The sequence below is a fragment of the Chromobacterium sp. ATCC 53434 genome (genome assembly GCF_002848345.1).
Lineage (GTDB): Bacteria > Pseudomonadota > Gammaproteobacteria > Burkholderiales > Chromobacteriaceae > Chromobacterium.
In genome coordinates this window covers 1,324,102-1,351,085 of sequence record NZ_CP025429.1, presented here as the reverse complement: position 1 = coordinate 1,351,085, position 26,984 = coordinate 1,324,102, and the positions used below count along the sequence as shown (strand labels likewise).

The window sequence follows — 26,984 nt, the reverse complement described above, 5'->3', positions numbered from 1 at the left end:
TGATAGCATCACGAATATGAATTTCTTGTGACGGTATATGCCCATGTCGACGCCCAAGTCCGCCAATCAGATCATCTGCGACAATATCCGCAGCCAGCTGGAACAATTCCGCTGGCCCGAGGCCCAGCAGGCCGGCCTGATCGAACAGATCCTCGGCCTCAGCACCTCGCAGGCCTACCGCAAGTTGAACGGCAGCAGCCCGTGGCAGCTGGCCCAGGTGGAAAGACTAGCCCACTACCTAAACATCCCCACGTCCAATCTGCTGATCGATCCGGCGCAGCAGGACAGCCAGATTCCGGCCGGCAACGAGCTAACGCCGGCCATCCTGCACCTGAACAGCCACAGCGGCGAGGCGCACTGCTGGATACAGCTGGGCGAGCAGCTGGCCGACGACTCCTGCTCCCCGCTGCTGCTGGCCAAACGCCTGCACGACTGTTGGCACGTCTTCCCCGGCACCCAGTTCGACGGCGAGGACGGCTACGAGGTCACCTACCTGACGATACGCCCGCCGACCCGCGCCAACACCAAGCGGCTGCTGGTCGCGGTACTGGATGACAAGGATTCCGACCTGCTGTCGGCCATCCTGGTGCAACAGGGCCTGTTCGCGCTGCCGTACAGCCACCCGCAGACGCTGCTGCAGGCGCTGCCGCACGAGGACTTCGACGCCTTCGTGCTGGACTGGGTGCTCGGCGAGCCGACCAGTTGCATGGACGTGATCGAGACCATACGCCGCCAGTCGGCGAACGTGCCCATCGTCGTGCTGACCGGCTACGCGCTGGAGCACGAGAGCGAGCTGTCCAAGGCGCTGCAGATGCCCGGGGTCTACTACATCGGCAAGCCGACGCCGGGTTCCATCCTGGCGCTGCAGATCAAGAACATGGTCACCAACGCGCTGGAACACGCCTGAGGCGACGGACGGCTCCAAGGATTTTAAGCGGCCGCTCCGCTCCTGACTTCAACCATGAAAAGCACCGCTCCCACACTTTGGGAGTGGTGCTTTTGCATAACAGGACTTTTCCACTAACGTCCAACCAGCCGTCAACCATCACGATGGCCATACCATGTGAACGAACCGGACAAAAACAAGTAGTTACAAGCTCCAGCTTGTAGGCCATACGTCAATGACGTACCATTCAAGCATGTACACTATCGCCGAGTCCCCTGTCTTCAGGCGGTTTGTCGAAGATTACTGGACGGAAGAGCAAAGAGGGACTTGCTGTGCTTGGCTCGCTAACAACCCAAGCGCGGGGGCCGTCGTCCGCGGGTCCGGCGGCTGCCGAAAGGTTCGCTGGAGCCTTGAAGGACACGGGAAAAGCGGCGGAGTGAGAGTGATTTATTACAATATGCTAGATGACGGCACGATTTGGTTGCTTACCATCTACAGCAAGCATGCGACGGACAACCTGCCCACACATGTATTGAAAGCGATTAAGGAAACGATCGATGCTGACTGAAAAACAAATCGCGGAACGGGATGCCCAGAGAAATCTTGGCGAGGAGTTACTGGAATCCGTGCTCGCAATGAAGTCTGGGCACGCCGCTCGCGTGACTAAAGTCACGCCAACGCTTGCCGCTCGAGCTCGCGCTCAAGCCGGCGTCTCACAAGCTGTCTTTGCAGATCAACTGGGCGTCAGCAAACGTACATTGCAAGAATGGGAACAGGGCCGCCGCAGCCCCACCGGCGCGGCACAGACTTTATTGCGCATTGCCATTGACCACCCCGATGCCTTGAAGAATCTCGAGACTGCATAAAACGTATCAGCTCATAAAAGACTAAAAGCCCCACGGGGCTTTTGCCTTGCATCCGGCTGACACTCAACGATACTACTCGTTCCGGGAGTATCCGCGCCGGCCTACGGCAATTAAACGACGTCACTGCCGATGACTCTCATTGGCGCGACGCCGTCACAACGGCAGCGTTGCCAGCGCCTCGCGCAAGCGCGGGCCGTCGAACGGTTTGTCCAGCCTGGCGGCGAACCAGGCGGCGCGCGTGTCGGAAAACTCCGTCGGATCGGCGCTCATCGCCAGCATCAACGGCCGCTGCGGCTGCTTGCGCGCCAGCTCCGCCAGCAGATAGCCGCTGTCCTCGCCCAGCTGCATGTCCAGCAACAGGATGTCGAAGCGCTGCTGCGCCAGGCAGGCGGCGGCCTGGCTCAGCGTGGCGGCGCAGGCGACCTGGAAACCGTCCTGCGCCAGCCAGTCGGCCACCGAGCCGCGTATCACCTCGTCGTCGTCGACCAGCAACAGGCTGCGGCCGACGTCGCGGTCCTGCACCTCGCGCAGCGGCAGCCGCACGCTGAAGGTGGAGCCGGCGCCGACCCGGCTTTCCATCTCGATATGGCCGCCGAACAGCCTGACCAGCTCCTTGACGATGGACAGCCCCAGCCCGCTGCTGCCCGGCCGACGGTTGCGTCCCTGGCTGAACGGCTGGAAGATGCGCTGGCGATCCTCGTCGGCGATGCCTATGCCGGTGTCGCTGACCTGCAGCAGCAACTCCATGTACTCGTTGCAGGTCTGGCCGCAGGCGGTCAGCGTCACCGCGCCCTGATCGGTGTAGCGTATCGCGTTGGAAACCAGATTGCCTATGATCTGCCGCAGCCGGATCTCGTCCATCAGCACCCTCTCCGGCAGATTGTCGACGCGGCAGTTCAGCGTCAGCCCCTTGGCGTCGGCCAGCGGCTGCATCACATCCTGCACCGCGCGCAGCACCGCCGCCAGCCGGACCCGGCCGGGGTTCAGCCGCAGCTGCATGTTCTTGATCGCCGAGATGTCCATGATGTCGTGCACCTGGCTGGCCAGCTGCCCCATGCCCGCCTTCAGCCGCTTCAGCGCCATCTGCGCGCCCGGCTGCGGCGCCACCGCCGGCTCCACCAGCTCCATGCACATCTGCATAGACTGCAACGGCGAGCGGATTTCGTGCCCCAGCGTGCCGAGGAAGGTGGTGCGGTCCAACTCCAGCGCCACCGTCGCCTGATGCGCGGCGCGCTCTTGCTCCAGCAACGACTGGCGCGCCTCGGCCAGCTCCTTCAGCTCGCGGTAGCGCATCAGCATCAACAGGATGCCGCCTATGCCGCCGCACAAGACCAGCTGCAGCACCATCATCTGCGAACGCTGGCTGGACAGCGCGCTGGTGCGCGCCACCCGCGCCGACACTTCGGCCTCGCGGCTCTGCACCGCGAAATTGGCCAGCACCGGCCGCAGCGCGTCTATCCGCACCACCATCTTGCGCGCCAGCGGCGGCGTCAGACGCTGCCATTCCCGATCGCGCAGCAAGGGCCGCAGCGCACCGACCAGCGCCTCGAAGCCGCTGACCTTGCTGAGCTGCCGGTGCACCAAGACGCTGTCGGGCGCCTCGAACACCTGGTAGCGGCTTTGCAGCAACTGGAACTGCTGGAGCAGATCGGCCTGCGATTCGGGATCGGCGGCGAAGCCTATCAGCTCGGCGCGGGTCTTCTCCAGCTCGATATGCAGCTGGGCCACGGTCCAGTACAGCTGCTCGCTCTTGCCGCCGTCTATCAGTCCCTGGCTGGCGCGGTCTATCCGGTAGAAATTCCAACCGGCGGCCAGCAGCAACAACAACAGCGACAGCATCAGCCACCACGGGGCCTGCAGATAGCGCTTCACGCGGGACAAGCTCACATCACCTCCATCGCCTCGACCTGCCATACCAGCTTGGCGTCAAGCGGCGGCCCCTTTTCGGAGTCCGTCATCTCCGGCAGCGGATACATCAGCCACAGCGGGCCGTAGTGCGCGACATCGAACGGCTTGTTGTCGATGCGGCGCGCCAGCACCACGCTGCGCCGCACCAGCTCGACGGTGGAAATATCGTAGCGGTAATAGTTGATCGCCAGCACCCGCACCGTCGTGCCCTTGGCATCCACCTTGGCCAGAATGTCGCGCACCAGCGGACCGCTGAAGGTCACCGACGGCGTCCAGCTGGTGGTGGTGGTGAAACTCATCTGCCGCATGCGAGCCAGATCGCTGTCGCGAAACTGGTAGATGCCGCGCTTGGCATCGGTGAAACGGCCGATGCGGCCGGACACGGTCAACACCACCGGGTCGGCATCCGCCAGGACACAAGCGCTCAAGCACAGGCCTATCAACGCACACAAGGCCTTTCGCATAGCCATCCTCTTTCCGTCACGCATCAAAAACGGCCAATTATATTCACCCCCGCCTGGCGCAACCAGCCCTGCGCCGATAAATGGCGCGCGGCCGCCACAGATGGCGCGCGCCGCAAAGCAAAAAGCCAGCGGCTCGCGCCACTGGCTTGCGGTGCGACGGCGAAAAACGCCGCCGGCAACGATATTACTGCAACAGGGACATGGCCAGGCTGTTCATGCTGCCGCTTTGCTTCAGCATCGAGGTGCTGGCTTGCATCAGCATTTGCTTGGCGGTCATCGTGGCGCTTTCGCTGGCGTAGTCGGTATCCATGATACGACCCTTGGCCGCCAGGGTGTTGTTGTTCACGTTGTTCAGGTTGTTGACCACGTGATCCAGGCGGTTGGAGTTCGCGCCCAGGGCGGAACGCACGGCGCCGACGCTGTCCAGGGCGGTGTTCAGCAGGTCGATGGTGGCGGCCGGGCCGATTTCGGTGCCGGCGGTGGCGCCCGGAGTCTTGTACTGGGCGGAAGCGCCTTGCAGCGCGGTGTCCAGCGCGGTGATCTGAGCGGACACGTCAGCGGACATCACTTCGGAGGAGCTGGCGCCGATCTGGAAGTTCACCGCCGCGGCCAGCTTGCCGCCGGACTTGGCCAGCAGCTTCTCGCCGCCGAAAGTGGTGTTGCTGACGATGTTGTTCAGTTCCTTGCCCAGCGCGTCGAACTCGGACTGCATCGCGGTCTTGTCGTTGGCGGTGGCGGTGCCGTTGGCGCCTTCGGTGGACAGGTCCTTCATCCGTTGCAGGATGTTGGTCACTTCGTTCAGCGCGCCTTCGGCGGTCTGCATCATCGAGATGCCGTTCTGGGCGTTCTTCATCGCAACGGTCATGCCGCGGCTTTGCGCGTCCAGACGGGTGGCGATCTGCAGGCCGGCGGCGTCGTCCATTGCGGAGTTGATGCGCTGGCCGGTACCCAGGCGCGTCATCGAGGTCGACAGCGCGTTCTGGGTGGAATTCATGTTGGACTTGGTGTTCAGTGCCGCGATATTGGTGTACAGGCTCAGCATGGGATGCTCCGTCTCTGGTTGGTCGTAAAGCGGCATTTCTGCCGTTACCGTGACAAGGCGGCAGACCGCGGACGGAACTTAACTGCAAGAAGATGTAAATAATCACAGCTTTTTTATAAACGGTTATTCCGCGCCGCGGCAGCTATAACGGATCAATACCCACAAGCCGTCGGCATAAACCGGCCATGAACGTCCAAGCCAACCCCTTCCTGTTCGAAAGCGCGGCGCTGAGCCATCTGCCCAATTACGGCCCGGTGCGCTCGACTCAGCTGTGCGGCTATCTGTCCATAGGAGACTCGGCCGGCGGCTGGCTGTATTTCTGGTTCAGCGAAGCGGTCGGCAGCCCCGAGCGGGCGCCGCTGCTGGTATGGATCAACAGCGCCCCCGGCATCGGCGCGCTGGCCAGCCTGTTCGACGAGCACGGCCCCTATCTGCTGGACAGCGGCGGCCGGGTCTACTCCAATCCGTTCAGCTGGCACCACCACGCCAACTATCTGCTGCTGGACCAGCCGCTGGGCCATGGCCTGTCGTTCTCCACCCATCCGCGCTACCTGCCGGAAAGCCACGACGAGGCCTGCCAGCAGCTCTACCACGCGCTGCAGGAATTCCTGTTGCGCTGGCCGCGCTATCGCGAAGCGGATTGCTATCTGTTCGGCGCCGGTCAGACCGGCCATACGCTGGCCCGGCTCGCCAACTGCATTCTGGACGGCAATGGCTGCGGCCAGCCGCAGATCAATCTGAGAGGGATCGGGCTGGGCAACGGCCAGGTGGCGTCGGAAATCCAGCTCCCCAGCCATATCGACTACGCCAGTCAGCATCGGCTGATCAATCAGGAGGAAAGGCAGCGGCTGGAGACGATGCTGCGGGACTACGCCAGGGCCAGGGCCGCCGCCACCCCGCTGCAGCGCAAGGAGGCCAGCCGCATCGCGCTCGACATGAATGCCTACATCCAGCAATGCAGCGGCCGCGATCTAGACGACGTTCGGCATCCGCCGTCGACGCGGCATCGCCAGATCGAAGAGTACCTGGCCCGACCGGCGGTGCAGCAGGCGCTGCACATCGACCCGCGCTCGCTGAACGAGCTGAAGCCGACGCCGCAGTCGCTGCAGGAGGCGTCGTGGCTGGAGTCGTCGGCGCCGCTGTTTCCGCGGCTGCTGGACAAGCTGAAAGTGCTGCTTTATCACGGCGAATACTGCATGGAAGGCAATTACCTTGGCGCCGACGCCTGGCTGGACGCGCTGCCCTGGAGCGGCGCGGCCGAATTCCGCCAGTGCAAGCGCCAGACCTGGCGTCCCTACGGCCTGGCCGCCGGCCTGATCCGCCGCCACCGCCAGCTGTCGCACATCATCATCCAGAACGCCGGCTTGCGGGCGGCTCGCGATCAGCCGGCCATCGTCCAGGCGATGCTGAAGCACTTCTTGCACGATGGCGCCGCCTAGCGGCCGCCATGCAAAATAAATGACAAATAAATTGACCACCCGCCGTGCTTGCCGCTTAAATGGCTGATCCACCTCCAGGAGAGCCCGTATGAGCGCCATCGTCCGCGACGCCGTCCGTCAACTATGGCTGCACTGCGGCCTGTCCCCCGAATGGCTGGACAGGCTCAGCCTGTCCGGCGACGAGCCGGCGCTGCCGTCCTCGTTCGCGCTGGGCCGCGCCGCCCAGGCCTGCATCGCCGCCAGCGGCCTGGCCGCCGCCTCCTTCCGGCAACTGCGCGGCGGCGACGCGCAGACGGTCGATGTCGACATGGGCCACGCCGCCGCCGAGTTCCGCAGCGAGCTGTATCTGCGGGTGGACGGCGAGGCGCCGGCCGACCCATGGGACAAGATAGCCGGCGTCTACCGCTGCGGCGACGGCCGCTGGTTGCGCATACACACCAATTTCCCCCACCACCGCGACGGCGTGCTGCGGCTGTTGCGCTGCGACTACGACAAGGCCGCCGTCGCCGCCGCGCTGCGGGACTGGCGCGCCTTCGATTTCGAGGACGCCGCCGCCGAGCACGGCCTGGTGGCGACGGCGCTGCGCAGCTTCGAGGAATGGGACGCCCATCCCCAGGGCCAGGCGGTGGCCGGCCTGCCGACGCTGAGCATCCGCCGCATCGCCGACGCGCCGCCATTGCCGCTGCCGGACGCCGAGCGGCCGCTGGCGGGCGTGCGCGCGCTGGATCTGACCCGCATCATCGCCGGCCCGGTGGCCGGACGCGTGCTGGCCGCCCATGGCGCCGACGTGCTGCACATCACCTCGCCCAAGCTGCCGACCATCCCGACGCTGGACATCGACATGGGCCGCGGCAAGCGCAATGCCCGGCTGGACCTGACCATCGAGGCGGACAAGGCGCGCTTGCGCGGCCTGCTGGCCGGCGCCCACGTCTTCATCCAGGGCTACCGTCCCGGCGGCCTGGCCGAGCTCGGCTTCTCCCCGCAGGACGCGGCCGGTTTGCGCCCCGGCATCGTCTACGTGACGCTCAGCGCCTACGGCAACGCCGGCCCCTGGGCCGGCCGGCACGGCTTCGATTCGCTGACGCAGACCGCCTCCGGCTTCAACGCCGCCGAGGCCGAAGCCTTCGGCGCCGACGCGCCGCGCGCCTTCCCGGGCCAGATACTGGATCACAGCGCCGGCTGCCTGGCCGCGCTCGGGGCCATCGCCGCGCTGCACCGCCAACAGCAAGAAGGCGGCAGCTGGCATGTCGAAGTATCGCTGGCCCAGGCCGGCTACTGGCTGCGCGGCCTCGGCCGCGTCGCCACGACCGCGGCGCTGCCCGCGCCGGAGCAAGTCCACCCGTGGCTGGAAGAGGGAGAGTCGGGCTTCGGCCGCCTGCTGAGCGTGCGCCACGCCGCCCGCTTGTCCGCGACGCCGGCGCGCTGGGCGCTGCCGGCGATGCCGCTGGACACGCACCAACCGGTCTGGGCCGATTGAAGGCGATGAGCGGAAACTAAACCGACAAGCGGCGCAGATTCAGGCTGGCCGGCACCCGCGCGTCGCGCTCGGCCAGCGCCTCGCCGCGCAGCAGCGCCATCACCTGCTCCAGGCTGGCCTCGGCCAGGCGGTCGCTGTCCTGCCGGATCGCGTCTATCGGCAGCGGCAGGCAGTCCAGCAAGGGATGGTCGTCGAAGGTCAGCAGGTATTGCGGCGCCTCGCGCAAGCGGTGCCGCTCGCGGATGAAGGACAATACGCCCTCCAGCAGGGTGATCGCCGTGGTGAACAGCGCGCGCGGGTAGCGGCCTCGCCGCTGATACCAGTCGCGCATCAGCGCATAGCCGGATTCGCGCTGGAAATCGCGCTCGGCCACCCAGTCGCCGCCGGGCGCGATGCCATGCGCCGCCAGGGCCTGCCGGTAGCCGGCCAGCCGCTCGCGGCCGGACGACAGCGTCGGCTGGCCGCCGAAATACACCAGCTCGTCGACGCCGGACGCCAGCACCGGCGCCAGCAAGGCCTCGACGCTGGCGGCGGCGGCCGTCACCGCCGCCGGAATGCCGCTGCCGGGAATGTGACGGTCGGCGAAGACCAAGGGCAGCCTGCCGGTCCACGGCAGATAGCGCTCGGCGTCGGCGCTGCACGGCACGACGATCATGCCGTCCACCTGGCGGGCGGCCAGCTGGCTGATACCGGCGCTCTCGCGCTCGACGTCCTCGTCGCTGGTCACCATCAACAACTGGTAGCCCTGGGCGCGGCAGCCGTTCTCCAGCGCCTGCGCCAGCGCGGCGTGGCTGGAGTTGGTCAGATCGGGGATCACCAGGCCTATGCTGCTGCTGCGCCGGCTGCGCAGGCTGCGCGCCTGTTGCGACGGCCGGAAATGGTGCTCGCGCGCCACGGTCTGCACTTTTTCCACGGTGGCGGACGAGATGCGGTAGCGCTCGGCATGGCCGTTGAGCACCATGCTGGCGGTGGTGCGCGACACGCCGGCCAACTCGGCGATATCGTCTATGGTCAGGCGTTTGAAATGGCTCATTGACGGTGCGAACGATGGAAACTGACGAAATAGATGATATCGGCAAAAACGGGGCCGACGCGCTGCCCCGGCCCCGTCCGCCCTCGATCGCTTACTGCTTGATCAGGTTCAGCGGCACCGGGATGAAGCGCTCCACCTTCTGCCCCTCGGCCAGCTTCTTCGCGGTCTGCACGCCATAGACACCGATCAGCGCCGGCTGCTGCTGCACGGTGGCGGACAGCGTGCCGGATTTCACCGCGGCCACCGCGTCCGGCGTCGCGTCGAAACCGACCACCACGACGTTCTTCAATCCGGCGGCCTGGATCGCCTTGACCGCGCCCAGCGCCATCTCGTCGTTGTGGGCGAACACGCCCTGGATGTCCTTGTTGCCCTGGATGATGTTCTCCATCACCGCCAGCCCCTTGGCGCGGTCGAAATCGGCCGGCTGCCTGGCCAGCAGCTTGACTCCGCCCTTGTTGTCGACCACCTGGTGGAAGCCCTCGCCGCGCTCGCGGGCGGCGGAGGAGCCGGCGATGCCTTCCAGCTCGACGATGCGGCCCTTGCCGCCCAGCTTGCCCAGCAGATACTGGCCGGCCATCACGCCGCCGGCGGTGTTGTCGGACGCGATGTGGGCGCTGACCGCGGCGCCGTTGACGCTGCGATCCAGCGACACCACCTTGATGCCCTTGTCGGTCGCTTCCTTCACCACATTGGCGACGGCGGAGGAGTCGGTCGGATTGATCAGAATCACGCCCACCTTCTTCTGGATCAGGTCCTCGACGCTGGCCTGTTGCTTGGCCGGATCGTCCTGCGCGTCGACGGTGATCAGATTGACGCCCTGCTTCTTGGCCTCGGCCGCCGCGCCGTCGCGCAATTCGACGAAGAACGGGTTGTTGAGCGTGGACACCGCCAGGCCGACGGTGATCTTGCCGTCCGCCGCCGCGGCGCTGGCGTCGCCGGCGGCCGAGCCTGGTCCCTGCTTGGAGCAGGCGGCCACGCCGAGGGCCAGAACGCCAACCATCAGCGGGGTGAGAATGCGTTTCATGCTGAGACTCCCTGAAGAATGGACAGATGCACTGTATTGGGCGGCCAAGCCGCCGGAATCACTTGTTGCCGCGGCGGTCCAGCAGCACCGCCAGCAGAATCACCGCGCCCTTGATCACTTGTTGGTAGAACGAGGACACGCCTAAGAGATTGAGGCCGTTGTTCAGCACGCCGATCAGCAGCGCGCCGACCAGGGTGCCGAAGATCCAGCCGCGGCCGCCGGTCAGGCTGGTGCCGCCGAGCACCACGGCGGCGATGGCGTCCAGCTCGTAGCCGGTGCCGGCCGTCGGCTGCGCCGAGTTCAGCCGCGAGGTCAGCACCACGCCGGCCAGCGCCGACATCGCGCCGGAAATGGAGTAGACCCACAGCTTGATGCGGTCCACCTTGACGCCGGACAGCCGCGCCGCCTCCTCGTTGCCGCCGGCGGCGTACAGATGACGGCCGAACACCGTCTTCTTCAGCACGAACCAGAAAGCGACGAACAGGACCAGCATCGACACCACCGGCACCGGCACCAGGCCGGCGACATAGCCGCCGCCCAGCATCGAGAACAGCTCGCTGTCGAAACCGGTGATCGGGCTGCCGTTGGAAAACACCAGCGCCAGGCCGCGCAGGATGGTCATCGTCGCCAGCGTCGCGATGAACGGCGCCACCCTGCCCTTGCTGATCACCAGGCCGTTGAACAGGCCCATCGCGGCGCCGGCGGCGATGCCGGCCAGCGTCGCCAGCATCGGATCGGCGCCGGCGCGCAGCAGCGTCGCGGCGATCACCGACGACAAGGCCAATATCGAACCGACCGACAGATCGATGCCGCCCAGCAGGATCACCAGCGTCATGCCGAAGGCGATCAGCGCGTTGATCGACACCTGGCGCATCACGTTCAGCAGATTGTTGACGGTCAGGAAATCCGGACTCATCACCGACAGGCCGACGACCACCAGCGCCAGCGCGATGAAGGGACCGAGACGTTGCAGATTGGCTTTTTGTTGCGGGGTCATGCTTGCTTCCTGGATGCGGTGGGAACGGCCGTGCCGGTGGCGGCGGCCATCAGGGTTTCCTGGCTGCAGCCGGCGGCGTCGAACACGCCGGCCTGGCGGCCCTCGTGCAACACCAGGATGCGGTCGCTCAGCGCCAGCACTTCCGGCAATTCGGACGACACCATCACGATGGCGGCGCCGGCGGCGGCCAGCTGGTTGACGATGTGGTAGATCTCGGCCTTGCCGCCGACGTCGACGCCGCGCGTCGGCTCGTCCAGCAGCAGCACCTTCGGCGGACGCGCCAACCATTTGGCGAACACCACCTTCTGCTGATTGCCGCCGGACAGCGACTTGACGTCCAGCTCGGCGTCGCGGGTGCGTATGCGCAGCTGGGCGATCAGGTCGTCGACGGCGCGCGCCTCGTCGGCGCCGCGCACCACGCCCAGCCGGGCGTAGCGATCCAGATGGACCAGCGTCGCGTTCTCGCGCAGCGACATGCCCAGCACCAGGCCCCTGCCCTTGCGGTCCTCCGGCACGAAGCCCAGGCCGGCGGCGATGGCGTCGCCGGGCGCGGCCACCTTCAATTCCTCACCGTCCAGCGCGACGCGTCCCGCCGCGCGGCGCTTCGCGCCGAACAGCGTCTTCAGGATGTCGCTGCGGCCGGAGCCCATCAGCCCGGCGATGCCCAGCACCTCGCCGGCGCGGACGTCGAAGGTGATACCTTCTATCATGTCACCGTCGGAGAGGTTCTCCACTGTCAGCCTGACCGCGCCGGGCGCGGCCTGGCGCTTCGGATAGCGCTCGCCGATCTCGCGCCCGACCATCATCCGCACCACTTCGTCGAAGTCGGTGGCGGCGACGTCGCGCTCGCCGACGAAACAGCCGTCGCGCAAGACGCTGATCCGGTCGCAGACGCGGAAGATCTCCTCCATCCGGTGCGAAACGTAGACGATGGCGACGCCGCCGGCCTTCAGGCCGGCCATCAGGTCGAACAGCCGGTCTATCTCGCGTTCGGTCAGCGCCGCCGTCGGCTCGTCCATGATCAGCACGCGGGCGTCCAGCGCCAGCGCCTTGGCGATCTCCACCATCTGCTGCTGGCCGATGGACAGGCTGCCGGCCTCGGCGTCCGGGTCTATGCCGTCGGCGCCCAGCGCCGCCAGCTGCGCCCGCGTCCGGCTACGCATCGCGGCGAAGTCTATGACGCCGAAGCGCGACGGCTCGCGGCCGAGAAACAGGTTCTCCATCACCGACAACTGCGGGATCAGATTCAGTTCCTGGTGGATGATGGCGATGCCGGCGGCCTCGGCCGCCGCGGTGTCGCGCAGGTCCAGCCGGCGGCCGTCCAGCAGGACTTCGCCGGCGTCGGCGCGGTGCACGCCGCTGAGTATCTTCATCAGCGTCGACTTGCCGGCGCCGTTCTCGCCCATCAGCGCGTGGATTTCGCCGCCGCGCAGCGTGAATTCGACGTTCTGCAGCACCTTGACCGGCCCGAAGGCCTTGTCGATGCCGCGCATGGTCACTTGCATGTCCGGCCCCTTAGAAAATCACGCCGGAATGCAGGATGGCGTTGGCGTAAGGCGTGCACTCGCCGGTGCGTATCACCGCGCGCGCCGAATGGCTGCGCCGTTTCAGCTCCTCGTGGCTGACGAACTCCAGCGCCACGCCGGCGCGGGCCAGCGCCTCGGCCTTGTCCCGCGCCGCCTCGTTATGCATTTGGCATTCTACGGCAAATACCGCCCGCTCGCACTGAAAGTCGGCGAGTATGCTGTCCAGCGTCTCGTCGAAACCGGGCCGGCCCAGCTGCAACGCCAGGTCTATGCATTCGACGCCCGGCGGGATGGGCAGGCCGCAGTCGGCGATCACCAGGCTGTCGCCATGGCCCATCAAGGCCAGAATGCGGGCGATGTCTCGATTCAGATGGCCGTGCTTCTTCATGCGCCGCGCTCCAGGAACGCCTCCAGCTCGGCCAGCGTCGGCATGCCGCCCTGGGCGCCGGGGCGGGTCACCGCCAAGGCGCCCGCCGCGTTGGCGCGGCGCACCGCCTCCTCCAGCCCCAGCGGCAGAAAGGCCGCCAAGGCGCCATTGAAGGTGTCGCCGGCGCCGGTGCTGTCCACCGCCTCGACCTGGATGCCCGGCTGGTGGCGCAGCTGGCCGCGCGCCAACGCGAAATAGGCGCCGTGCTTGCCGTGCGTCATCACCAATTTGCCGGGTCGATCGGCCAGCAGCGCGCGCCAATCGGCGTCCGGCTGGGCCAGCATGGTCAGGAATTCGTGTTCGTTCGGCGTCAACAGCGCCACCCGCTCCAGCAACTCCTCCGGCAGCGGCACCGCCGGCGCCGGGTTCAGCAATAACGGTTTCTTGTGGCGCGCCGCCAGCTCGGCCGCGCGGCGCACCGTCGCCAGCGGAATCTCCAGCTGGGTCAACACCACGTCGGCGGCGATGAAGGCCTGCTCGGCGGCGTCCAGGTGCTCGGGCAGCAACTGGTGGTTGGCGCCGGGCACGACCATGATGGCGTTGTCGCCGCCGCTGACGGTGATGGCGGCGATGCCAGTGGGCGCGGCCGCCGTCAGCACGCCGCCGATATCCACGCCCTCGCTCGCCAGATGCGCGCGCAGATCGCGGCCGAAGACGTCGTCGCCGACGCAGCCGAGCAAGGCCACCTCGGCGCCGAGACGGGCGGCGGCCACCGCCTGGTTGGCTCCCTTGCCGCCCGGATAGGTGGCGAAGCCATCGCCCAGCAAGGTTTCGCCCAGCTGCGGCAAGCGCCTGGCGGACACCACCAGATCCATATTGATACTGCCAACCACCAGCACCCGAGTCATGCCATCCCCTTGTGTATCTTTGCTACATCACGGTTCATAAACTGGAATTCACAAGCTAAAACGTAATCAGCATGAGTTTATAACAGATATTTTCCGCTTCCCGAAAGAGGCACGCACAAAAATGTAGCAAGCAGACTACATTGCTTCACATGGAGAAATACTGACCAGTTCATTCATTGCCGCGATGCGTCCGCTCACGCCATGCTGGGGAAAAACCGCAGGATATGCAATCATCGTGGCATCGACGACAACGCCGCAAGCGCCTGCGAACAGGCACTGAAAACGGGGAGAAAAACATGGATCTAAGCTGGCAGCAACTGACCGAGCTGTACTGGAGCGGAACGAAGTGCGAGGTCAATCTGCTGCTGATCGCCAATCTGCTCGGCGGCCTGCTGCTGGGCAGCCTGCTCGGTTACGAACGCTGGTACAACGGCCGCGCCGCCGGCATGCGCACCTACGGCCTGGTCTGCATGGCCTCGGCCGCGGCGATCAGCATCATCGGCTATTCCGGCTTCTGGTACGGCGGCCACAACCCCGACACGGTGCACGGCGACATGACCCGCGTGGCGCAGGGCGTGCTGACCGGCATCGGTTTTCTCGGCGCCGGCATGATCATGAAGGAGGGCTTGAGCATCAGCGGCCTGACCTCGGCCGCCTCGGTGTGGATGTCGTCGGTGATCGGCATCCTGGTCGGCGTCGGCTTCTACGGCGCGGCCATCGCGATGACCTTGCTGTGCATGGCCTTCGTCGTCGTGGTCAACCGCATCGAGCACATCCTGCCGCGCCGGGTCAGCCTGTTCATCACCATCCGGCTCGATCCGACGCACAACTGGTCGGTGGAGAAGCTGGCGGCGCGGCTGGAACGCTTCGGCCTGTTGCTGCACGACGAGAGCGTCAGCATACAGGCCGACCAGGTCGGCACCCGCTGGACCTTCATGATCTCGGCGCGCAACCGCCGCACCTTCATCAGCGTGGTGGACCTGTCGCGCGACATCATGGCGGCCGACCACATCCAGGAACTGGACATCCAGCCGGCGCGCAACTGAGCGCGCCGCCGGCTACGACACCACGCCCGGCGGCGGCTGGTCGTGGCTTTGCGCCATAGACTGGTGCGGCAGCTCCAGATAGCTCTTCGACTGCATCTCGGTCAGCCGGCTGGCGGTGCGGAAGAATTCGCCGGCCTGCAGACCCTCGGTGTAGATTTCCTCGGGCGCGGCGGCGGCCGAGGCGATCAGCTTGACGCGGTTGTCGTAGAACACGTCGACCAGCCAGGTGAAGCGCCGCGCGACCGACGCCTGCTTCGACGAAAGCCTGGGAATGCCGGACACGAACACCGTGTGGAATTCACTGGCGATCTCCAGATAGTCGGTCTGCGCGCGCGGGCCGTCGCACAGCGCGGCGAAATCGAACCAGGCCACGCCCGGCGACAGCCGCCTGACCGGAATCTCGCGGCCCAGCACCGCGATGGACTTCTGCGGCAGCTCGGCGCCGGTGCCGACCTTGCGGAACAGCTGCTCCATCCGCCGCTCGCTGTCCTCGTCGGCCGGCACCATGAACAGCGGCTCGCGCGTCAGCTCGCGCAAGCGGTAGTCATTGCCGCCGTCGACGTTCAGCACGTCCATCTCGCGCTTGATCAGCGCTATCGTCGGCAGGAAATTCTGCCGTTGCAGGCCGTTGGGATACAGATCGTCCGGCGCGTAGTTCGATGTGGTCACCACGACCACACCGCGCTCCAGCAGCGCCGACAGCAGCCGGCCCAGTATCATCGCGTCGGCGATGTCGGAAACGTGGAATTCGTCGAAACACAGCAGCCGCGTCGTCTTGGCGATCTGGTCGGCGTAGGCCAGCAGCGGATCCTTGCCGCCGGCCAGCTTCTTCAGCTCGCGGTGCGTTTCCGCCATGAAATTGTGGAAATGGATGCGGCGCTTCCTGCGGTACGGCACGCAGGCGTAGAAGGCGTCCATCAGGAAGCTCTTGCCCCGCCCGACGCCGCCCCAGAAGTACAGGCCGCGCGGCACGTCCGGGCTGCGCAGGCTGCGGCCGAGAAAGCGGTTGCGCTTGGCCTTGAAGTCCACCAGCGCGTGCCACAGCCGGTCCAGCTGCTCGATCGCCGCGGCCTGCGCCTCGTCGTGGATGAAGCCGGGCTTCTCGCTGGCCATCCGATACCAGCCCTTGGGGCTGCAGTGGACGTTCTCGTCCGGGGAGAATGTGTGTTGCGACATGTCTATGCTTGTTCTGCGCTGCGTTGAGCGCCGCTCGCGCGGCGCGGCGTGAATCCCAGATGATAACCGCTTTGCCCGCTCAGCGGCAGGATGCCAGCCGTATGCCGGACGGCGCCGCCAGTCGTTTCAGGCTGCCGTCGCGGCACATGTCGTCGAGCGCGCGGTTGAAGGTCTCCAGCATGCCGGTCCGCACCCGGCTGCGGGTGAAGCCGTACAGATAGGTCAGCTGCCTGACCTCGGCCAGCTTGTTCAGATTGGCCAGACCGTCCCGCCGCATCCAGTAGCGCGCGACGTCGTCGTTGGAAAACGCCACCGCCTCGCCGCCGTAACGGCCGGCCGCCATCTTGCGCAGTACCGTCTCTGGATCCGGCTCCACCGCCAGCCTCGCGCCGGGCACGCCCTGTATCAGCCGCTCGCTATTGGCCTGCGACAGCGACGGGCCGTACACCGCTACGGTCCGGCCGGCGAGATCGCTCGGTCCGCGGTAGCGCAGAGCGCTGCCGTTTTTCGCATACAGGCCGTAGCTACTGGCCAGCACCGGTTTGGACAGCTCCATCACCGCGCGCCGTTCCGGCGCGTCCTGCGCCAGCACCAGGCCGTCGGCGCCACCTTGACTGATGGTCAGCAAAGCCCGTTTCCATACCATGGCCTGGACGGTGCAGTTCCAGTCGGCCCGCCGGCAGGCCTCGCGCAGAATGACGATCATCGCGCCATCCAGCTTGCCGCCGGCGCCTTCGGTGATGAACGGGGGAAACAGCTGGGTGACGAAATACAGATCGCGCGCCGCCGCGTCCGCCGGCGCGCCGGCGCAAGCCAGCAACAGGGCGGCCCACAATCTGAAGCCCATTCTCCTGACACTCATCGTCCCCGTCCCCTGCCTTCTTTCCCGCAGTATAGAGCGGGCGAAACCGGCTCAGCGAATCTGTCTGGCGCGCCAGTCGGCCAGCGACGGCCGCCGCCACTGCCGCTCGGCGTAAGCGGCCAGCCGCGGCGGCAGTTCGTCCGCCGTCAGGCGCTTCAGCAGCAGCGCCAGCTCGGCGTCCACCACGCACCAGTCGCCGAACAGCTCGCCGCCATCGGCCGGCACCACCGCCTCGGCCACCGCGATCAGCTTGTCCGCCGCCGCGCGCGCCGCCTCGCCCAAGGGCGCGGCCGCTTGGCGGCCGAACACCGTCTCGGTGCTGCGCTCGTTGCGCAGCGCCAGCAGGTCACTGCGCAACCAGGCCTGCAGCTGACGGGCGCGGGCGCGGGCCTTCAGCGCCGCCGGCAACGCGCGGACCGTGGCGGGATAGGCCTCGTCCAGATATTCGATGATGGCCGACGATTCGCTGAGCGAGAAGGCACCGTCCAGCAGCGTCGGCACGCGGGAGGTCAGCGACTGCTCGCGGTAGGCCGGTTCGAACTGTTCGCCGTGGCCCAGGTCGCGAGTCCGCACGTCGAAGGGCAACCCCTTCTCGCTCAGCGCGACGAAGACGGCCATCGCATACGGACTGAGAAAACCCTGATCGACATAAAGTTGCAGCATATCGGCGTATCTTTCAACAAAATGCCATGCTAATCGTCAAACCGCCCGCTGCCAAGCAGGCGGCGGACGACACGGCGTCAAGCCTGGTCGAACAATCCGGTGGACAGATAGCGGTCGCCGCGGTCGCAAACCACGGACACGATGACCGCGCCCCTCAGCTGGGCGTCCAGCCGCAAGGCCACCGCCAGCGCGCCGCCTGACGACGGCCCGGCCAGTATGCCCTCGTGTCGCGCCAGCAGCCGCGCGGTGTCCTCGGCCTCCCGCTGGCCCACCTGCTGGATTTCGTCTATCCGCGAGAAATCGCAGATTTTCGGCACATATGGGTCTTCCCACTTGCGGATGCCGGCGATCTGGCTGCCCGGCTCCGGATGGACGCCGATGACGCGGATTTCCGCATTTCTTTCCTTCAGAAAGCGGCCTGTGCCCATGATGGTGCCGGTCGTGCCCATGCTGGAGACGAAATGGGTGATGCCGCCTCCGGTGTCGGCCCAGATTTCCGGACCAGTGGTCTCGTAATGCGCCTGCGGATTGTCCGGATTGGCGAACTGGTCCAGGATGCGGCCCTGGCCGGCCGCCTCCATGCTGCGCGCCAGGTCTATCGCCGCCGGCATCGAACCGGCGGCCGGCGTCAGAATCACCTCGGCGCCGTAGGCGCGCATCGCCTGCACCCGCTCGGCGCTGGAGTTTTCCGGCATGATCAGCACCATTCGGTAGCCCATCATCGCCGCCGCCATCGCCAGCGCGATGCCGGTGTTGCCGCTGGTGGGCTCGATCAGCGTGTCGCCGGGCCGGATGTCGCCGCGCCGCTCGGCGCGCCGTATCATCGACAGCGCCGGCCTGTCCTTGACCGAGCCGGCCGGATTGTTGCCCTCCAGCTTCAGCAACACCACATTGCCATTGCCGGCCGGCAGACGCTTCAGCCTGACCAGCGGCGTGCCGCCGACGAAATCTTCCAGATATTTGTACACAGAGGCTCTCCCAGAACTGGCCCCATTATAACGATTGGCTATCAGCAGATACGAAATCGTTCTGTCTAATCTAATAACCATCGGTAAGCAGACGATTCCGACTCCTCGCCGCTGCAGGCGTCCAGCAACGCCTCGATGCCGCGGTAGGCGATGCCGCCGTGCTCGCTCAGGCCGATCTGGCAGCTGCGGCTCATCGACACGCCGTGCCGGCAGGCCGCCGGCAAGGCCGGCGCCAGCCGCCTCAGGCTATGCGCGTTCAATTCCGGCGCCGTGAAGCCTTTGACGCCGGCAAAGCCGCAGCAGGCGATGTCCGGCACCGTCAGCCGCTCGCAGCAGCTGGCGGCCAGCCGCCGCAGATGGCCGGCCGCGCCGATAGCGGTGACGCTGCAGGGGATGTGCAGCGCCAATTCCGGCCGCCGCCGCCGTATCGTCAGCCTGGGCAGGACACGTTCGGCGAGAAAGCCGGCGGCCTCGCCCAGCTGAAGCCGGGCGTCGAGCAGGCCGTCGCGCTGCGCCTGCAGGACCCGCGCCGCGCACGGGCCATTGTCCAGATAGACCGGATGACGGCCGTCGTCGCTGGCCCGCAACAGCGCGGCGTTCAGCGCGCGCCCGCTGACGGCCAGCGCCTCGGCGGCATTGGCCGAGGCGAACGGCTGGCCGCAGCACAGACCGTCGTGGCCCGGAGGATAAACCGGGGCGAAACCGGCTCGGCGCAGCAGATTGACCGTGTGGAACGCCGAGGACTGTCCGTCGTCGCCATCGGCCAGCGCGCGGTTGACGCAGCTGACCAGCAACACCACCGGCTCGCCGTCGCCGCCCGGCGCCGGCAACGGCGCGGCGGCGCGGGGCAAGGCGACCGGGATCAGCGGGATGGTCCCGCGCCCGCCGGCCAGATGCGCCAGCCTCAAACCGGTCCGGACCGCCGCCGTCATCGACGCCATATGCCGGGCGGCGAAGCGGGCCAGGCCGGGATGCCGGGATGGCCCCCGCAGCCGCTGCATCAGCTGGCCGGTATCGACGCCGACCGGGCAACGCGTCGCGCACATGCCGGTGGCGGCGCAGGTGGCTATCGCGCGGTAGCGGTAGCCGGATTGCAGCGCCGCCAGCTCCGCCTCGCCGCCGCCGTCCCGCTCCAGCTGGCGGATGCGGCGCCAGACCGCGATGCGCTGGCGCGGGCTCAGCGTCAGGCCGTGCGACGGACAGGCCGACTCGCAGAAGCCGCACTCGGTGCAGCGGTCGACGATGTCGTCGGCGGCCGGCATGAGCTTCAGGTTCTCCAGGTGCAGCCTGTCGTTGTCGGTGATGATGACGTCGGGGTTCAGCAGGCCGTCCGGATCGAACAGCGCCTTGATGCGGCGCATGATGTTCCACGCCGCGTCGCCCCACTCCTGGCGGACGAAGGGCGCGACATTGCGGCCGGTGCCGTGCTCGGCCTTCAGCGAGCCGTCGTACTCGCCGGCCACCAGGTCGCTGACGTCCTGCATGAAGGCGGCGTAACGCGCCACCTCGGCCGGACTGTCGAAGCCGGGCGCGAACACGAAGTGCAGATTGCCGTCCAGCGCGTGGCCGAACAGCAGCGCCTCGTCGTAGCCATGCCGATCGAACAGCGCGGTCAGCCCGGCGACGCCGTCGGCCAGCCGCGGGACCGGGAAGGCCACGTCCTCGATGACCACCGTCGTCCCGGTCCGCCGCGCGGCGCCCACCGCCGGGAACAGGCCCTTGCGCAGCGCCCAATAGCCGGCGCACACGCCCGCGTCGCGGCTGAAGCCGCTGGACAGCTGCGGCTCGAAGCCGGCCAACAGGCCCGATATCGCCTCGACATGCTCGTCCAGCTGCGCCGCGCCGCCGGCGCGCAGCTCGATCAGCAGACAGGCGCTGTTCGGCCCCACCGGCCGGCGCAGGAAGTCCGGCAGTTCCGGCTTGCCCTGCACCGCGCGCAGGCTGCGGCTGTCTATCAGCTCCACCGCCGACACGCCGTGGCGCGCCCTCGCCTCGCCCAGCGCCGACACCGCGCGGCAGCAGTGCCGCAGATCGTCGAAGCAAACCAGCGCCGACGCCTTGTGCGGATGCTCGACCACCGCGTGGAAGGTGATTTCGGCGATGAAGCCCAGCGTGCCCTCGGAGCCGATCAGCAGATGAGTCAGCATCTCCAGCGGATCGGCGAAATCCAGCAAGGCGTTGATGCCGTAGCCGGTGGTGTTCTTCAAGCGGTACTTGCGCCTGACCCTGGCGGCCAGCTCGACGTCGCCGGCCAGCTCGCCCGACAGTTGCGCCAGCGCGCCCAGCAGGCCGGCGTGCGAGTGGCGAAACGCCGCCACGCTGGCCGGATCGGCGCTGTCCAGCACCGTGCCGTCGACCAGCATCAGCCGTATCGCCTGCATTGTGTGATAGCTGTTGTCGCGGGTGCCGCAGCACATGCCGCTGGAGTTGTTGGCGGCGATGCCGCCTATCTTGGCGGTGTCTATCGACGCCGGATCGGGTCCGAGCTTGCGTCCGTACGGCGCCAGCATCGCATTGGCGTGCGCGCCTATCATGCCGGGCCCCAGCCGGATGCGCGCGCCGCCGTCCAGCACCTCGCCCCGGTTGAAGCCGTCGCCGAGCAGCGCCAGCACCGAGTCCGACACCGCCTGGCCCGACAGGCTGGTGCCGGCCGCGCGGAAAGTGACGGCGACGCGGTGCCGCCGGGCCAGCCGCAGCAGATCGCCCACCTCGGTCTCGCTGTCTACCCGGGCGACGATCTGCGGTTGCAGGCGGTAGCAACTGGCGTCGGTGCCGTAGGCCAGCGTCGACAGCGGGTCGGTGAAAATGCGCGATGCCGGCATCGCCCGGCGCAGATCGTCGAGGAAGGCGGCGTGGGCGGGCGTCATGCCGGCCTCCCCTTTTCAGCCTCGCGCTCGCGCACCAGCTCGTGCAGCGTCTTCGGCGCCGGCGTCAGCGGCAGATGGTTCTGCGTCCAACCCGGCTGCTTCGCCGGCGTCAGCCTGCGCAGCCGCGTCGCCGTCCAGCCGAACAAGCGGTACAGCGCCGGCGAGGCGTTGACCAGGCGCCAGCCCGTCCACGCGGCGCGTTCCGCCGCGCTGGCCGCCGCGCCCTGGCCGGCGAGCGGATGCGCCACCGGCTCGCCGGCCGGCCGCTGGCTCTCCTCGCGCAGCCGCATCAGCATCTCCGGAATCGGAATGCGCACCGGGCACACCTCGGCGCAGGCGCCGCACAGGCTGGACGCCGTCGGCAGATCGCGCGTGTCGGCCAGGCCCAGCAGATGCGGCGAGATGATCTCGCCTATCGGCCCCGGATAGGTGGTGCCGTAGGCGTGGCCGCCGATGCGGGTATAGACCGGGCAGTGGTTCATGCAGGCGCCGCAGCGTATGCATTGCAAGGTCTTGCGCAACTGCTCGTCGGCGTAGGCCTGGCTGCGGCCGTTGTCCAGCAGCACCAGGTGCACCTCGCGCGGACCGTCCTTCTCGCCGGGCTTTCGCGGCCCGCTGATCATGTTGAAGTAGGTGGTGATGAGCTGGCCTATCGCGGAGCGGGTCAGCAGGCTGTACAGCGGGACCACGTCCTCCAGCTTCTCCACCACCTTCTCGATGCCGGTGACGGCGACGTGCACATCCGGCACCGTGGTGCACATGCGGCCGTTGCCCTCGTTTTCCACCAGGCACAGCGTGCCGGTCTCGGCGACGGCGAAGTTGACGCCGGACAAGCCGACGTCGGCGTCCAGATACTTTCGCCGCAGCACGCGGCGGCCGATCTGGATCAGCTCGTCCACGTCCTCGGTGTACGGCGTGTCCGGCAACCGCTCATGGAACAGCAGGGCGATGTCCTGCTTGGTCTTGTGGATGGCCGGCATGATGATATGGGTGGGCTTCTCGCCGGCAAGCTGAACGATGTATTCGCCCATATCGCTCTCCACCGCCTCGACGCCGCGTGCTTCCAGGTAGTGGTTCAGCTCGATCTCCTCGCTGACCATGGACTTGCCCTTCACCACCAGTTTGCCGCGCCGGGCTTCGACGATGTCGTGGATGATGCGGTTGGCGTCGGCCGGCGTCTCGGCCCAATGCACCCGGACGCCGTTGGCGGCGAGCTGCTGCTCCAGCTGCTCCAGCAGCTCCGGCAACCTGGACAGGCAGCGCCGGCGTATGCCTTCGCCCAGCGCGCGCAGCGCCGCGAGCTCCTCCTCGTCCGGAAAGGCGGCCAGACGCTTGTCCATCAGGAAATCCATCGCGCCGCGCAGACTGGCCCGCAGCTTGTCGTCGGCCAGCGCGGCGCGGGCATTGTCCTTGAACGCGCGGGACCGGTGGATGGTGACGGTCTGCGCCCTCATCGCGCCTCCCCTTCCAGCTCGGCCATGTCGACATGCGGCGGGAGCAGCGCCACCACCAGCAGCTCGCGCGGCCCGTGCGCGCCGTAGGCCAGCGTCTGCTGGATGTCGGCGGTCTTGGACGGGCCGGAGATCAGCAAGGCGTTGGTGGGCATGCCGTCGGCCCAGCGCTCGCCCCGCATCGCCGAATAAAAATCCGGGTACAGCGCGGCGGCGTCGAACAGGGCGATGTGCAAGGGCGGCACTAGACTCATCGTGCGCGGCTGGGCCTCGTCCGGCCACAACACCAGCGTGCCGGTGGCGGCGATGCCGCAGCGGACGGTGGTGAAACCGGCGGCGATGTCGAACAGCTCGGCCTTCCAGCCATCCAGTTCGCGGTCGAAGCAGACGAGGCGCGGCGCGTTCTCAGCGCCCTCCAGGCGACGCGCCAGCCTGCGGCCAGGCGGCGCGTCCGGCAGCAGCAAGGACGGTTGCGGATGCGCGGCCAGCCAGCCGGCCAGCGCCGCGTCCCAATCCGCCTCGCGCGTCCACAGGATCTCGGTCTTCGCCGCGCGCATCGCCGCCGCCCAGCGGCGCAGCCGGGCGATCTCGCCGTCGCGGTCGGCGAAGCGCTGGAAATGGCCGGCCAGATCCGGCCGGACAAGCGCCTGGCGCGGCGCGGCGCTCAGCTTGGCCAGAATGGCGTCGCGCGCGCTCATCGCCGCCCCCCGGTTCTCTCCAGCAGGAAACTGGCCAGATGGCGGCCATGGAAGGCGTCGCCGCACTGCCCCAGCTTGCCGTTAATGTTCAGCAGGCAGCCGGCGTCGGCGGTGACGAACGCCACCGCGCCGCTGTCCCGCAACGAGCGCGCCTTGTCCGTGACCATCGCGCCGGCGATGTCGGGATGCTTGATCGAAAACGTGCCGCCGAAGCCGCAGCACTCGGACTCGTGATCGTGGACCACCCGCTCGACGTTACGCAGCCGGTCCAGCAAGGTCCAACAGGACTGGTGGACATCCATCTCGCGCCGCGCCGAACAGGAGGTATGGACCGCCACCGTCACCGGCGGACCCACATCGTCGGGCCGCCAGTCGAGACGGTTCAGCAGGAAATCGGAAAGCTCCGCCACCCGCGCCGCGACAGCGCGGGCCGCCGCCTCGTCCGCCTCTCCGGCGAACAGCCGCGGCCAATGGTGCTTGATCATGCCGCCGCAGGAACCGGACGGCACCACGATGGGCCAGTCCTCGGGGAAACAGGCCAGCTGCGCGCGCGCCACCGCCAGGGCCTGCCCGGGATGACCGCTGGTGTAAGCCGGCTGGCCGCAGCAACTCTGGGCCTGGGGATAATGCACCCGCATGCCCAGCCGTTCCAGCAGCGCGATGGCGTCGAGACCGGCCTCGGGCAGGAACAGATCAAGCAGGCAGGTGCCGAACAAATAAACATCGGTAGGCCTTGTCATGGTTTTCCTGAAAATTGGTCAGACCAATTAACATCATGAAAACCACTGTAGAGCCAATGACTTGCGCTCGTCAATATGACGTCGAGCTGTCCGGATGGCGCTCAGCCGGACGGCGCCGCTTCCAGCGGCCATCGTTGCCGGCCTGCCGCAGGGCCTTGCCAGCCGCGTCCGACAGCCTCACCCATTGCGTCCGGGCGACACCACCGGACGCTCTCCAGTCTGCGAGGCGTCGCTCGACCGCAACCAGCGGTCGCCGCGCTCAAGCGCGAAAGTCCGGCAGACATAGCGCCAGGGCAGCGCCAACGGCACGAGCACGATGCCTATCATGCAGGCGAACAAGGTGCCGGAGGCATAGGCGTCCATATGTCCGGCGCGCCATGCGGGCCAACCGTAAGCGATCACCCAGACCAGCTTCCAGATCAGCTCGAAAATCAATAGCGGCAACAGACGCACCGGGTAGCGCACGCCCAGCGCGGCCAGCAAGGCCAGCGTCCCCAGCAGCGCCTGCACCACCGTGCCCGGTCCGGACGCCGTCGGCGGCGGGTAGATCAGGCCGGGCCAGAAATTGATGCCCAGACCCACCGCGATGAACAGATACATCGCGCGCAACAGATACAGACGCGTCAGACCGAGTTCGTGCATCTCATCCCCTTGAAGCCTGTTCAAAGTCTTTTGCGACAGCGGACCGACCTCTCTACTCGGCGAACAGCATCTCCCTGAGCTTGCTGGCCAGCTTCTGCGGCTCGTCCTTGGACACATAGGCGTCGACGCCCACCGACTCGCCCAGTTTCTTGTTGGCCATGCCGGACAGCGACGAGTGCATCAAAACCGGGATGCCGGCGAAACGCGCGTCGTCCTTGATCATCTTGGTCAGCATGTAACCGTCCATCTCCGGCATCTCCACATCGGTCAGGATCAGATGCAGGTCTTCGGAAAGCTTGCGTCCGGCCGCCTCCGCCTGCTGCGCCATCTTCTGCAGCGTTTCCCAACCGCGCATGCCGTTCATTTCCGACGAATAACGGATATGCATCGCCTCCAGCGTGCGTTCGATCTGCTTGCGCGCCACCGCGCTGTCGTCGGCGAAGAAGATGTGGCGATCCTCTTTCACCGGCTCGATCGAGATATAGTTCTGGACCTCGTCCGCCAGGCAGGTTTCGGCCAGCACCTTCTCGACGTCCATCATCATCACCAGCGTGCCGTTGTCGAGCTCGGTGACCGCGGTGACCAGGCCCGCCATCCGATTGGTGATCATGTCGGGGGGCACCCGCATCGCCGACCAGTCCAGCCGCAGAATCGTGTCCACCGCCTCCACCAGAAAGCCCTGGGTATGGCCGTTGTATTCGGTGACGATCATGATCTCGGGCCGGTTGCTGGTCACGATGCCGGTATATTTTCCCAGATCGATCACCGGCACCAGCGCGCCGCGCAAGCTGACCATGCCCTCGACCGAGGCCGGCATTTCCGGCGCCGTGGTGATTTCCGGCGTGCGCATCACCTCGCGCACCTTGAACACATTGATGCCGAATACCTCCTTGCGGCCGGTGCGCTGGTCGTTGCCCAGCGAGAACAGCAGGATTTCCAGCTTGTTGGTGCCGGCCAGCTTGGTGCGGGCATCGATCTTCTTCAGCAGGTCCGACATCACGGTGCTCCGGGCAAAGGACAGTACGTCTTTATAGCAAATATCCCAAATCGGCGAGCCTTGGCTACTCGATGATCGCCGCCCGCGCATTCTGCTATGCTTGGCCATCCGGTCAGACCCATGCGCCCATTGCCGACACCCCAGATGGCCTACCCCAAAGTCGCCCTGCCCAAACTGTCCGATGTCATCGTGCAGCAGCTGGAAAAACGCATCCTGGACGGCGTATTGAAGCCGGGCGACCGCCTGCCGCCCGAACGGCGCCTGGCCGAAGAATTGGGCGTGTCGCGGCCGTCGCTGCGCGAGGCGATCCAGCAACTGGCTTCGCGCGGCCTGCTCGCCAGCCGCCAGGGCGGCGGCACCTGGGTCACCGACAGGCTGGAAGCCTCCTTCTCCGACCCATGGGAGACGCTATTGCGCCAGCACCAGGCGCTGCATGGCGATCTGCTGGAATTCCGCCGCGTGCTGGAAGGCGCGGCGGCCCACCACGCCGCCAGCCGCGCCACCGCGGCGGACCTGCAGCAGCTGCAACGCTGCATCGAACGCTTGCAGCAGGCCTACCGCGGCGGCGATCTGGCCGCGCAGGCGCAGTCCGACGCCGAATTCCACCGGACGGTGGCCGAAGCCTCGCACAATGCGCTCTTCGTCCAACTGTCCGCCAGCCTGCTGACGGTGCTGCGCCGCCACATCCACGACAATGTCGCCAAGCTGTTCGCCGCCGGCGAAGTCGCCGAGGCCTTGCGCGGCCAGCATCTGGCGATCTGGCAGGCGATCCGCGATCGCCAGCCCGACGCCGCCCGGCAGGCCGCCGAGCAGCATATCGACTTCGTCGCCGACACGCTGCGGGCCCAAGGCCGGCAGGACGAACGCGACGCCCGGACCCGGCTGCGGCAATCCGAGGCCTGAAAAAAAAACCGCGCCATCTATCGATGGCGCGGCC

25 protein-coding genes are annotated in these 26,984 nt (G+C 67.0%); 6 read left to right on the top strand and 19 right to left on the bottom strand.

Annotated elements, in window-relative coordinates; genetic code table 11:
- Window positions 1-43: 43 nt before the first annotated feature.
- Together CXB49_RS06460 and CXB49_RS06450 are read left to right on the top strand one after the other, a co-directional pair.
- A complete protein-coding gene (locus CXB49_RS06460) occupies window positions 44-907 on the top strand; it encodes a helix-turn-helix domain-containing protein (RefSeq protein ID WP_158300638.1) in 864 nt (287 codons plus the stop codon).
- Window positions 908-1,443: 536 nt separating this feature from the next.
- Window positions 1,444-1,752, top strand: a complete 309-nt coding sequence (locus CXB49_RS06450; protein ID WP_101707631.1) for a DNA-binding transcriptional regulator — start codon at window positions 1,444-1,446, stop codon at window positions 1,750-1,752.
- Between the two features lie 153 nt (window positions 1,753-1,905).
- Here the strand turns inward: CXB49_RS06450 and CXB49_RS06445 are convergent, their stop codons facing one another.
- From CXB49_RS06445 to CXB49_RS06435, 3 genes are all read right to left on the bottom strand, one after another.
- Entirely contained in the window at window positions 1,906-3,639 is a 1,734-nt protein-coding gene (locus CXB49_RS06445; RefSeq protein WP_101707630.1) for a hybrid sensor histidine kinase/response regulator, read from the bottom strand.
- Window positions 3,636-4,088 carry a hypothetical protein gene (locus tag CXB49_RS06440; protein WP_158300637.1) on the bottom strand — a complete coding sequence of 151 codons (453 nt, stop codon included), beginning with the start codon at window positions 4,086-4,088 and terminating at the stop codon, window positions 3,636-3,638. The genes CXB49_RS06445 and CXB49_RS06440 overlap by 4 nt, the downstream gene beginning before the upstream one ends.
- A gap of 220 nt (window positions 4,089-4,308) precedes the next feature.
- Window positions 4,309-5,166, bottom strand: coding sequence for a flagellin (locus tag CXB49_RS06435; protein WP_101707628.1), 858 nt, complete (start codon window positions 5,164-5,166; stop codon window positions 4,309-4,311).
- A gap of 185 nt (window positions 5,167-5,351) precedes the next feature.
- Here CXB49_RS06435 and CXB49_RS06430 point away from each other — a divergent pair, with 185 nt between their 5' ends.
- Both CXB49_RS06430 and CXB49_RS06425 read left to right on the top strand, forming a co-directional pair.
- Window positions 5,352-6,605, top strand: a complete 1,254-nt coding sequence (locus CXB49_RS06430; RefSeq protein WP_101707627.1) for a hypothetical protein — start codon at window positions 5,352-5,354, stop codon at window positions 6,603-6,605.
- A gap of 88 nt (window positions 6,606-6,693) precedes the next feature.
- Window positions 6,694-8,082 (top strand): CoA transferase, encoded by a 1,389-nt coding sequence (locus CXB49_RS06425; RefSeq protein WP_101707626.1) that lies wholly within the window; start codon window positions 6,694-6,696, stop codon window positions 8,080-8,082.
- 16 nt (window positions 8,083-8,098) lie between these two features.
- On the opposite strand, the gene CXB49_RS06420 is transcribed toward CXB49_RS06425, so the two are convergent.
- The 6 genes from CXB49_RS06420 to rbsK form a co-directional block, all read right to left on the bottom strand.
- Window positions 8,099-9,115, bottom strand: a complete 1,017-nt coding sequence (locus CXB49_RS06420) for a substrate-binding domain-containing protein (RefSeq protein WP_101707625.1) — start codon at window positions 9,113-9,115, stop codon at window positions 8,099-8,101.
- Between the two features lie 91 nt (window positions 9,116-9,206).
- Window positions 9,207-10,139 (bottom strand): ribose ABC transporter substrate-binding protein RbsB, encoded by a 933-nt coding sequence (gene rbsB, locus CXB49_RS06415; RefSeq protein ID WP_101707624.1) that lies wholly within the window; start codon window positions 10,137-10,139, stop codon window positions 9,207-9,209.
- Between the two features lie 58 nt (window positions 10,140-10,197).
- Complete coding sequence (locus CXB49_RS06410) at window positions 10,198-11,136, bottom strand: ABC transporter permease (protein ID WP_199406794.1); 939 nt, start codon at window positions 11,134-11,136, stop codon at window positions 10,198-10,200.
- Complete coding sequence (locus CXB49_RS06405) at window positions 11,133-12,641, bottom strand: sugar ABC transporter ATP-binding protein (RefSeq protein ID WP_101707623.1); 1,509 nt, start codon at window positions 12,639-12,641, stop codon at window positions 11,133-11,135. Before CXB49_RS06405 ends, CXB49_RS06410 begins: the two co-directional genes overlap by 4 nt.
- 10 nt (window positions 12,642-12,651) lie before the next feature.
- Window positions 12,652-13,050: a D-ribose pyranase gene (gene rbsD / locus CXB49_RS06400; protein WP_101707622.1), complete on the bottom strand. Its 399-nt coding sequence runs from the start codon at window positions 13,048-13,050 to the stop codon at window positions 12,652-12,654.
- Complete coding sequence (gene rbsK / locus CXB49_RS06395; RefSeq protein ID WP_101707621.1) at window positions 13,047-13,937, bottom strand: ribokinase; 891 nt, start codon at window positions 13,935-13,937, stop codon at window positions 13,047-13,049. Before rbsK ends, rbsD begins: the two co-directional genes overlap by 4 nt.
- A gap of 296 nt (window positions 13,938-14,233) precedes the next feature.
- On the opposite strand from rbsK, the gene CXB49_RS06390 reads away from it, so the two are divergent.
- Window positions 14,234-14,983: an MgtC/SapB family protein gene (locus CXB49_RS06390; protein ID WP_101707620.1), complete on the top strand. Its 750-nt coding sequence runs from the start codon at window positions 14,234-14,236 to the stop codon at window positions 14,981-14,983.
- A gap of 12 nt (window positions 14,984-14,995) precedes the next feature.
- Here CXB49_RS06390 and zapE read toward each other — a convergent pair whose 3' ends face one another.
- From zapE to CXB49_RS06340, 10 genes are all read right to left on the bottom strand, one after another.
- Window positions 14,996-16,159 carry a cell division protein ZapE gene (gene zapE, locus CXB49_RS06385; RefSeq protein WP_101707619.1) on the bottom strand — a complete coding sequence of 388 codons (1,164 nt, stop codon included), beginning with the start codon at window positions 16,157-16,159 and terminating at the stop codon, window positions 14,996-14,998.
- 79 nt (window positions 16,160-16,238) lie between these two features.
- Entirely contained in the window at window positions 16,239-17,021 is a 783-nt protein-coding gene (locus CXB49_RS06380; RefSeq protein ID WP_101707618.1) for an ABC transporter substrate-binding protein, read from the bottom strand.
- A 51-nt stretch (window positions 17,022-17,072) separates the two neighbouring features.
- A complete protein-coding gene (yfcF, locus tag CXB49_RS06375) occupies window positions 17,073-17,684 on the bottom strand; it encodes a glutathione transferase (protein WP_101707617.1) in 612 nt (203 codons plus the stop codon).
- 77 nt (window positions 17,685-17,761) lie between these two features.
- On the bottom strand, window positions 17,762-18,652 hold the full coding sequence (cysM, locus tag CXB49_RS06370; RefSeq protein WP_101707616.1) for a cysteine synthase CysM: 891 nt from the start codon (window positions 18,650-18,652) through the stop codon (window positions 17,762-17,764).
- A gap of 65 nt (window positions 18,653-18,717) precedes the next feature.
- Window positions 18,718-21,519, bottom strand: a complete 2,802-nt coding sequence (locus CXB49_RS06365) for an FAD-binding and (Fe-S)-binding domain-containing protein (RefSeq protein ID WP_101707615.1) — start codon at window positions 21,517-21,519, stop codon at window positions 18,718-18,720.
- Window positions 21,516-22,973 (bottom strand): LutB/LldF family L-lactate oxidation iron-sulfur protein, encoded by a 1,458-nt coding sequence (locus CXB49_RS06360; protein WP_101707614.1) that lies wholly within the window; start codon window positions 22,971-22,973, stop codon window positions 21,516-21,518. Before CXB49_RS06360 ends, CXB49_RS06365 begins: the two co-directional genes overlap by 4 nt.
- On the bottom strand, window positions 22,970-23,668 hold the full coding sequence (locus tag CXB49_RS06355; RefSeq protein WP_101707613.1) for a lactate utilization protein: 699 nt from the start codon (window positions 23,666-23,668) through the stop codon (window positions 22,970-22,972). Before CXB49_RS06355 ends, CXB49_RS06360 begins: the two co-directional genes overlap by 4 nt.
- Window positions 23,665-24,408 (bottom strand): (Fe-S)-binding protein, encoded by a 744-nt coding sequence (locus CXB49_RS06350; protein WP_101707612.1) that lies wholly within the window; start codon window positions 24,406-24,408, stop codon window positions 23,665-23,667. The genes CXB49_RS06355 and CXB49_RS06350 overlap by 4 nt, the downstream gene beginning before the upstream one ends.
- Before the next feature lie 177 nt (window positions 24,409-24,585).
- Window positions 24,586-25,050, bottom strand: a complete 465-nt coding sequence (locus tag CXB49_RS06345; RefSeq protein ID WP_101707611.1) for a hypothetical protein — start codon at window positions 25,048-25,050, stop codon at window positions 24,586-24,588.
- Between the two features lie 52 nt (window positions 25,051-25,102).
- The gene (locus CXB49_RS06340; RefSeq protein ID WP_101707610.1) at window positions 25,103-26,047 is read right to left on the bottom strand and encodes a chemotaxis protein; all 945 of its coding nucleotides are present in this window, start codon (window positions 26,045-26,047) and stop codon (window positions 25,103-25,105) included.
- A 144-nt stretch (window positions 26,048-26,191) separates the two neighbouring features.
- Between CXB49_RS06340 and CXB49_RS06335 the strand changes: the two genes are divergently transcribed.
- The gene (locus tag CXB49_RS06335) at window positions 26,192-26,950 is read left to right on the top strand and encodes an FCD domain-containing protein (protein ID WP_101707609.1); all 759 of its coding nucleotides are present in this window, start codon (window positions 26,192-26,194) and stop codon (window positions 26,948-26,950) included.
- The last annotated feature ends 34 nt before the right edge of the window (window positions 26,951-26,984 follow it).